General features: G+C 44.3%; 6 protein-coding genes and 1 pseudogene. 1 reads left to right on the forward strand and 6 read right to left on the reverse strand.

The window, feature by feature from the left end; all coding sequences use genetic code 11:
* Positions 1 to 186: 186 nt before the first annotated feature.
* The 6 genes and pseudogenes from ACM0OP_RS23355 to cobA all read right to left on the reverse strand — a co-directional run.
* Positions 187 to 276: pseudogene (locus ACM0OP_RS23355) on the reverse strand (transposase); the annotation flags it as partial.
* Positions 277 to 331: 55 nt separating this feature from the next.
* Positions 332 to 664, reverse strand: coding sequence for a P-II family nitrogen regulator (locus ACM0OP_RS23360; RefSeq protein ID WP_414530798.1), 333 nt, complete (start codon positions 662 to 664; stop codon positions 332 to 334).
* Positions 665 to 761: 97 nt separating this feature from the next.
* Entirely contained in the window at positions 762 to 1,853 is a 1,092-nt protein-coding gene (locus tag ACM0OP_RS23365; RefSeq protein ID WP_414530799.1) for a sodium-dependent bicarbonate transport family permease, read from the reverse strand.
* 501 nt (positions 1,854 to 2,354) lie between these two features.
* Positions 2,355 to 2,843 carry a universal stress protein gene (locus ACM0OP_RS23370; RefSeq protein ID WP_414530800.1) on the reverse strand — a complete coding sequence of 163 codons (489 nt, stop codon included), beginning with the start codon at positions 2,841 to 2,843 and terminating at the stop codon, positions 2,355 to 2,357.
* Between the two features lie 61 nt (positions 2,844 to 2,904).
* Positions 2,905 to 3,507: a dephospho-CoA kinase gene (gene coaE / locus ACM0OP_RS23375; protein WP_414530801.1), complete on the reverse strand. Its 603-nt coding sequence runs from the start codon at positions 3,505 to 3,507 to the stop codon at positions 2,905 to 2,907.
* Positions 3,483 to 5,075: a uroporphyrinogen-III C-methyltransferase gene (gene cobA / locus ACM0OP_RS23380; protein WP_414530802.1), complete on the reverse strand. Its 1,593-nt coding sequence runs from the start codon at positions 5,073 to 5,075 to the stop codon at positions 3,483 to 3,485. The genes coaE and cobA overlap by 25 nt, the downstream gene beginning before the upstream one ends.
* Positions 5,076 to 5,487: 412 nt before the next feature.
* Between cobA and ACM0OP_RS23385 the strand changes: the two genes are divergently transcribed.
* A complete protein-coding gene (locus ACM0OP_RS23385; RefSeq protein WP_414530803.1) occupies positions 5,488 to 7,227 on the forward strand; it encodes a diflavin flavoprotein in 1,740 nt (579 codons plus the stop codon).
* The last annotated feature ends 77 nt before the right edge of the window (positions 7,228 to 7,304 follow it).

Below are 7,304 nucleotides of genomic sequence, written 5' to 3' on the forward strand. Positions count from 1 at the left end.
CTCCGAAATTTCACATTAATAATCAGCTTTTTAGCCTTAACTGAACCGTATTGACTTATAAGTAGGTCGGCGTAAATAATTATTGTTGGAATAAGGCAGGGGGGCAGGGAGCAGGGGGAGAAAGAGTTTGAGATTTATTTACTTTTCTTCACATAGTTTGGTTTTATCGCACCGACTTACTTATGTAGCTTGCTTAAGAGTAAATGATTTGTACCTCTTGACTTTTTTAAATCTTGGTGTTCTAACCCCTTTTCTCTTACGTTGAAAAAATAGTTGTTAGGCTTTAAAGCCGGGGTCATGCCCCAGCTTTTTAGGTCTGCGTCGTTTCGATTCAACAGCCGTCTGGCCCGCAGAAAGTGTGCGCGTAGAGTACCTCCGCGTCACAGATATAAGCAATGCCCGCATAATCGTTGAAAAACTTCACTGCGATCTGATCCGCAATATTCTCGGCCATATCCCGATTTTCGGTAAGTATCTCAAACTTGATATTCGCTTGGGTATCGGAAACGTTGGGTTGTCCCGACGAGCGCACGTTGCGACTGCCTTTACCGCCAGTTTCCACCACCGTATAACCAGTCGCTCCGGATTCATCGATGATATTGGCAACCTTTTTCAGCAGAATCTTTTCCGTGATGATGACGAGCTTTTTGGCTGGCTTGGCCATGTTAGTTACCTCCTTATCTACGTAAATTGATATTATATATTGAGTTGCTTGGTCTGCCTGGTCAAGGGAGCGCCGACAGACTGCAACTAGCCTGGGATTAGCTGCCGCCTATCGCCTGGGCCAGACCGAGGAAGAGCGGTATTGCCACGCCGATCGCAATGGGTGTACCGATTGCTGTGGATGCGCCGATGTAGGCGGAGGGATTGGCTGAGGGAATCCCGGCTCGCAACGTGGGTGGGCCTGAGATGTCAGAACTGGAGGCGGCAATAACGGACAGAACCACGACACCGCCCATGCTGAAGTTTGTGGCGTAGTGGGCAATCATACCGAGACCGAAGGCGATGAACCCATGCAGCAACGGTGCTATGATGCTATACACGACGTACCACTGGGCTACCTTACGCAGTTCGCCAATCCTTGACCAAGCCTCCATACCCATGACCAGCATCAAGATCGAAAGCAGTCCACGGAAGGCTGGGTCGTAGAAGCTTTTATAGACACTTTCCGGCTGAGTAAACAGTCCAAGAGCAAGGCCGAGCAACATTGCCGATAAGGCAGGCCCCCGGAGGCTTTCCTCCACGATCGGCCATATCTTGACCCGATTATCTGCTGACTGCTTCTGGCTGAGATACTCTTGCCGGGTGCTGGGATAATCCCCTGCTGCAACGGCCTGCTTGCCGAGATACTCGTCTGCTGCACTATGCTTCTTTTTGAGATAAATGTTGGCAATCACAATTGCAGTTACGAGTGCTGGGATATCCATGAAGGGATAGAGTGCGCCCGCCCATGCCTCGTAATTCATGCTTTGTTCGTCCAGTACCGTCAGGGCGGCGGCCATGGTAGAACCACTCACAGCACCAAACAATCCCCCAGTTGCGATCGCATCCACGGTTTTGACCTTCGGCAGCTTGGCTAAGGTATAGCGGGCGATGAATACAATGACAATCCCTATTGTTACAGAAAACAGTACGGGTAAAACCATCTCCGTTAGGTTGGAATTGCGGATCGCCATACCACCGGTCAGACCGATTTTGGTGAGCAGCATAAAGACGATAATCTTACAAATCGACTCTGGAATTTGCAGTTCGCTACCAAGGGCGGCAATGACCATACCACCAATCAGAAAGCTGAGTGTTGGGGACTGCAACTGCTTAACGAAGTCTATTAAAAAATTAGACAAAAAATCCACGAATGCCTCCTTCCGCCTCCTCTAACGAAGAGCGATTATTGTGATTAGTTAGCTTAAAAAATCAGGATGAAGCGCTTCATCCCTACAGCACAGGTGTTATGCGAATACCTGCCTACAGGGTGTTCAGAGGTGGCCGCTCTCTGAACTGGGCTGAAAGGTGTCGCTGTCTTGGAGTAATTCTTAGACCAAGACTTAATTAAGAAGAAAATTTCTATGTGCTTAAGTCTATCCTTAAATTTGTACAAATTTGCGATCGCAATACATGGATCTACTAAGTAATTTCCAATTCAAATCATAAGTTTTCCTTTTACTTTCAGAAAACTTGTATATTTCTGGTTAATGTAAATTGCAATCATAGAATTTTCTCTATGCACGGATACTGCACCGAGGACGGTATGGAATCAGCCAAATTGGAAGAGTTGTGTGGATACCACTCTTCTAGCGGTGTTGTTAAATTTGGTCGGCAGTTTATTTGAGTTAAACTTGTTCAGTAAAAGTCGCTCAGGACAAGCTTATTCCCTGTACAATCAACATTGAACAAGGAGCATGATGCAGTACATAATTGCTCACACTACCGAGCAAAAATTCACTTAAGCCGGTGCGTCCACGACGACCGACGAGAATTAAATCGGCTGGCCAGTTGCGGGCTACTTCACAAATTAAGCGACCAGCATCACCAAGATTTTGGGTAAAACCAGCTTTGACACCTGCATGAATTGCTGTTTCAGTGAGCGATCGCAACCATTCTATTCTTTCTTGTTTAAGTCTTTCCCACTCCTGCATATAAGTAGCCATAGGTGTGGTAGATACGGATGGATACATGGTATCCGGTTGTGTAAACACTGGACTAATATAGGGGTCTTCTAAGGGAGATAATACGTGTAATAACATGATTTCAGCGTCAGCAGCTTTGGCTAAAAATATCCCTTGTTGTAAGATATATTCAGCCATTTCTGATTTGTCGATCGCTACCACAATTTTCTGATACATATAGTTATCCAATTGTCTTATACCGAGATTTTACGCCTTCAAAAGGCTATGCCAATAAAAATTAAATGGATTCTATGGTGTTCTGAGTCAAGGCAACATCTACCTGTTTGAGTAGTAATTCTGGGGTAGAAGAGTTATCTAAGACAACATGGGCGCGGGCGGCTTTTGCTTCTAGGGATAATTGACTATGAATCCTGGCTTGGGCTTGTGCTTCTGTTAAATGGTTACGCTGGATTAATCTTTGCAATTGCTGTAATTCTGAACAACGCACAACCCAAATTTCTGTGACTAAATCAGTCATCTGGGCTTCAAACAGTAGAGGAATAGCTAAAATTAGTGTGGGTGCGGCTGATTTGGCGATCGCCTCCTGAAACCGAGACAATACATCAGGATGAATCAAATCTTCCAACCACTGGCGTTCATCTGGTTGTGCAAAGATGATTTCACCCAGTTTTTGCCGATTCAGACTACCATCTGCAAGTAGAATATCTTCAGTGTAACGTTGGGCGATCGCATTGAGAATAGGTGAACCCAAAGCTACAGCATCCCTAGCATAAATATCTGCATCCAAAATTGGTAAATTATAAGCACTCGCTAAATAATTAGCGACGGTGGTTTTACCTGTAGCGATACCCCCAGTTAAGCCGATAATCCGTTTCTCCATTGCACCAAGGCTTGAATTAAACCATCTAAAGTATATTCTTCAGCTTCCACATTCACCCGCCCTAATAAATCTATACAACTTTTTGAGGTTTGGGGACCAATGGAAGCAATACAAATATGATCTAAAAGCTGATCAATATCATTATCCTGAGAAAATACTTGTTGTGTCAGCTGATAGAAAAACTTCACCGTTTTAGAGCTAGCAAAGGTAATAATATCTACTGTGCGATTTTGTAGAGCTAACTTAGCTGATGCTGACATAGTATGAGGACAACGAGATTGATATGCAGCTACTTCTATAACCACAGCACCTTGAGTAGTTAATTCCTGCACTAAAACATCTCGTCCACCGCTTTCCACCCTGGGAAATAAGACTTTTTTCCCCTGTAGTGGTTCGGGAAAATGAGCTACTAAAGAATCAGCGACAAAATTCGGAGGAATAAAATCAGGTTGAACACCCCGTTGGTGAAGACTAGCGGCGGTTTTTTCCCCCACTACGGCAATTTTTATCCCAGCTAAAGCCCGAACATCTTTACCTTGGGCGATTAATCTACTAAAAAAATAGTCTACCCCATTGGTGGAAGTGAGAATTAACCAGTGAAAATCAGCTAAACTGGCGATCGCTTGATCCAAAGCCAGCCAACTAGAAGGGGGAACAATTTCCAGAGTTGGCATAGAAATGACATTAGCACCCAATGCCGTCAGGCGATCGCTAAATTCACTTGATTGTGTAGCCGCACGTGTCACCAGGATAGTTTTACCAGTGAGGGGGAGGTGAACAGATGTAGATAAATTGCTAACCATAGTTTGACATTGAGAAACTGTATCCTGTGAAGATATTGTCTCAGGTTTTAAGTAATTGCAGAGCCGCACCACTTCGCCAATCACAATTACCACCGGAGAGAGAAGAACACCTGTAGTTTCTGCCAAAATATTATTTAATTGACCGATCCAAACTTGTTGCTGACTAGTCCCAGCCCAACGGATAATGGCAATAGCAGTAGAAGGCGATCGCCCGTTCCTCAGCAATTGGTGTATAATCTCCGACAGATTGCGTCCACCCATCAAAACCACTAAAGTTTCCAACCGAGATAAAGCATCCCAATTTAAAACATCTGGTTCATGGGCTGTAAACACAGCAAAACAGCGACTCAGCACAGCATCCGTCAAAGGAATACCAGCAATTAAAGGAGCAGCAAGAGCCGAAGAAATTCCTGGTACGACTTCAAAATCACAGCAATAGGCTTGCAGAGCTTGAATTTCCTCAGTACACCGCCCAAAAATAAACGGATCACCTGATTTTAATCGTACCACCTGTTTTCCTTGCAAACAGTAATGCACAAGTAACTGATTAATTTCCCCTTGTGAGGTACTTACTTGACCACCACGCTTACCAACATCTACACGCAGACAATCTGGGGGTACACACTGCAACAATTGCTGATCTACTAAGGCATCGTAGATTAATACCTGAGCCTGAGTCAACAAATTGTAAGTCTTCACGGTCAGATATGCTACATCGCCAGGACCAGCACCTACAAGATAAACTTTCCCCTTTGCTTCAGTCATGCTTGCCATCACCTAATTAACTCAGAGAACTTGCCAACTGAGTCTGTAGAATTGCTGAAGATACAAATGTATTTTACTACAAAACCTGCAAATCAAAACTTTGCGCCTCTTAGCGTTTACTCAGCGTAACTCTGCGTTTAAAATAGCTATTCTATGATTTTCCTTACGAAATGATTGTCAGAAAAACTAGATATGTATGATGTTGTTGGGAGAAGAAAAATATCTCTCATAACATTAAATTTGAGAATTAAAATATAGTGTTTTTCCAAGTAATAAATAACACTAGAAAACAGCAATAATTAATACAATCTTAATTTAATGAAATAGCATCTTGGTAACAACTTGAAAAATATATTCAAGAGAAAATGAGTGCAGAAAAAGAATACTAAAAATTTGCGCTCGGAGACGAATAATGTTAGCGATGTCTACGACCGGCGATGCCAACGCAGAGAACGTACAGCATAGACTAAGTATACAGACTGTAGAAATTGCCCCTAACACAACGGCGATTCGCTCTCTTGATTGGGACCGCGATCGCTTCGATATCGAATTTGGACTACAAAACGGTACAACATACAATTCATATCTAATTAGAGGCGAACAGACAATTTTGATTGATACTTCCCACCAGAAGTTTCGTCAACTATATTTAGATACACTCAAAGGACTTGTTAACCCCAAGACTATTGATTACATAATTGTTAGCCACACAGAACCAGATCATAGCGGCTTAGTAGAAGACGTATTACAATTAGCACCCAGAGCCACAGTATTAGCCTCCAAAATTGCCTTGCAGTTTTTAGAAGGTTTAGTACACGAGCCATTTTCCAAGCGGATTGTTAAAAGTGGCGATCGCATCGACATTGGCAAAGGACACGAAATTGAATTTGTCAGTGCGCCCAACCTGCATTGGCCAGATACCATCTTCAGCTTCGACCGCAAAACCCAAACCCTATTCACCTGTGATGCTTTTGGGATGCACTTCTGTGACGATCGCACCTTTGACGAAGACTTAGAAGCGATTGAAGCCGATTTTCGATTTTACTACGACTGTCTCATGGGTCCCAACGCTCGTTCCTTACTGAGCGCCATGAAGAGAATGGGCGAACTAGGCAAAATTAACATGATTGCCAACGGTCACGGGCCATTACTCTATCATCACTTAGATATATTAACCGAGTGCTACCAAACTTGGAGCCAGAAACAAACCAAAACAGAAACCACCGTCGGCTTATTTTATGTTTCCGAGTATGGGTATAGCGATCAACTCGGTTTAGCGATCGCCGAAGGAATCCAAAAAACCGGCATGGGAGTAGAAGTCATTGATATTAGCACCGCCGAACCCCAAGAAATCCAAGAACTAGCCGGCAGAGCCACAGGGGTAATCATTGGAATGCCCCCATCCAGTGCTGTAGCCGCCCAAGCCGGAATCAGTTCCTTACTCTCCGTCGTCAAAAACAAGCAACTAGTAGGCTTATTTGAATGTTACGGCGGTGACGACGAACCCATTGATACATTGCGGCGGAAATTTATTGACTTGGGAGTCAAAGAAGCCTTCCCCGCCATTCGCATTAAAGCCGCTCCCACAGATACCACCTTCCAGATGTGCCAAGAAGCCGGCATTGACTTGGGACAAATGTTGATGAGAGAACGGAACATCAAGCAGATTAAATCCCTTGATGTCAACATGGAAAAAGCCTTGGGGCGGATTAGCAACGGAATATATATAGTCACCGCCCAAAAAGGCGATGTCAAAAGTGCCATGTTAGCCTCCTGGGTAGCCCAAGCCAGCTTACAACCATTAGGATTTACCATTGCTGTAGCCAAAGACCGCGCCATTGATTCCTTAATGCGAGTAGGCGATCGCTTCGTCCTCAACGTCCTAGAAGAAGGCAACTATCAAGAACTGAAAAAGCAATTTCTCAAGCGCTTACTTCCCGGTGCAGACAGATTTGCTGGAGTCAAAACCCAAACCGCCAAAAACGGTTCCCCCATCCTCACAGAAGCTCTAGCATACATGGAATGTGAAGTCCAAAAAAGCATAGAGTGCAGCGACCACTGGCTTTTATACTGCACCGTTCAAGAAGGTGGTGTTTCTAAATCTGATGGAATTACAGCAGTTCGCCATCGCAAAGTAGGTAACTACTACTAATTAGGGATTGGGGATTGGGGATTGGGGATTGGGGACTGGGGATTGGGGATTGGGGATTGGGGATTGGGGACTGGGGA

Origin of the sequence: Nodularia chucula CCY0103, from assembly GCF_963923915.1 — a bacterium.
In the GTDB taxonomy this organism is placed as follows: domain Bacteria; phylum Cyanobacteriota; class Cyanobacteriia; order Cyanobacteriales; family Nostocaceae; genus Nodularia; species Nodularia chucula.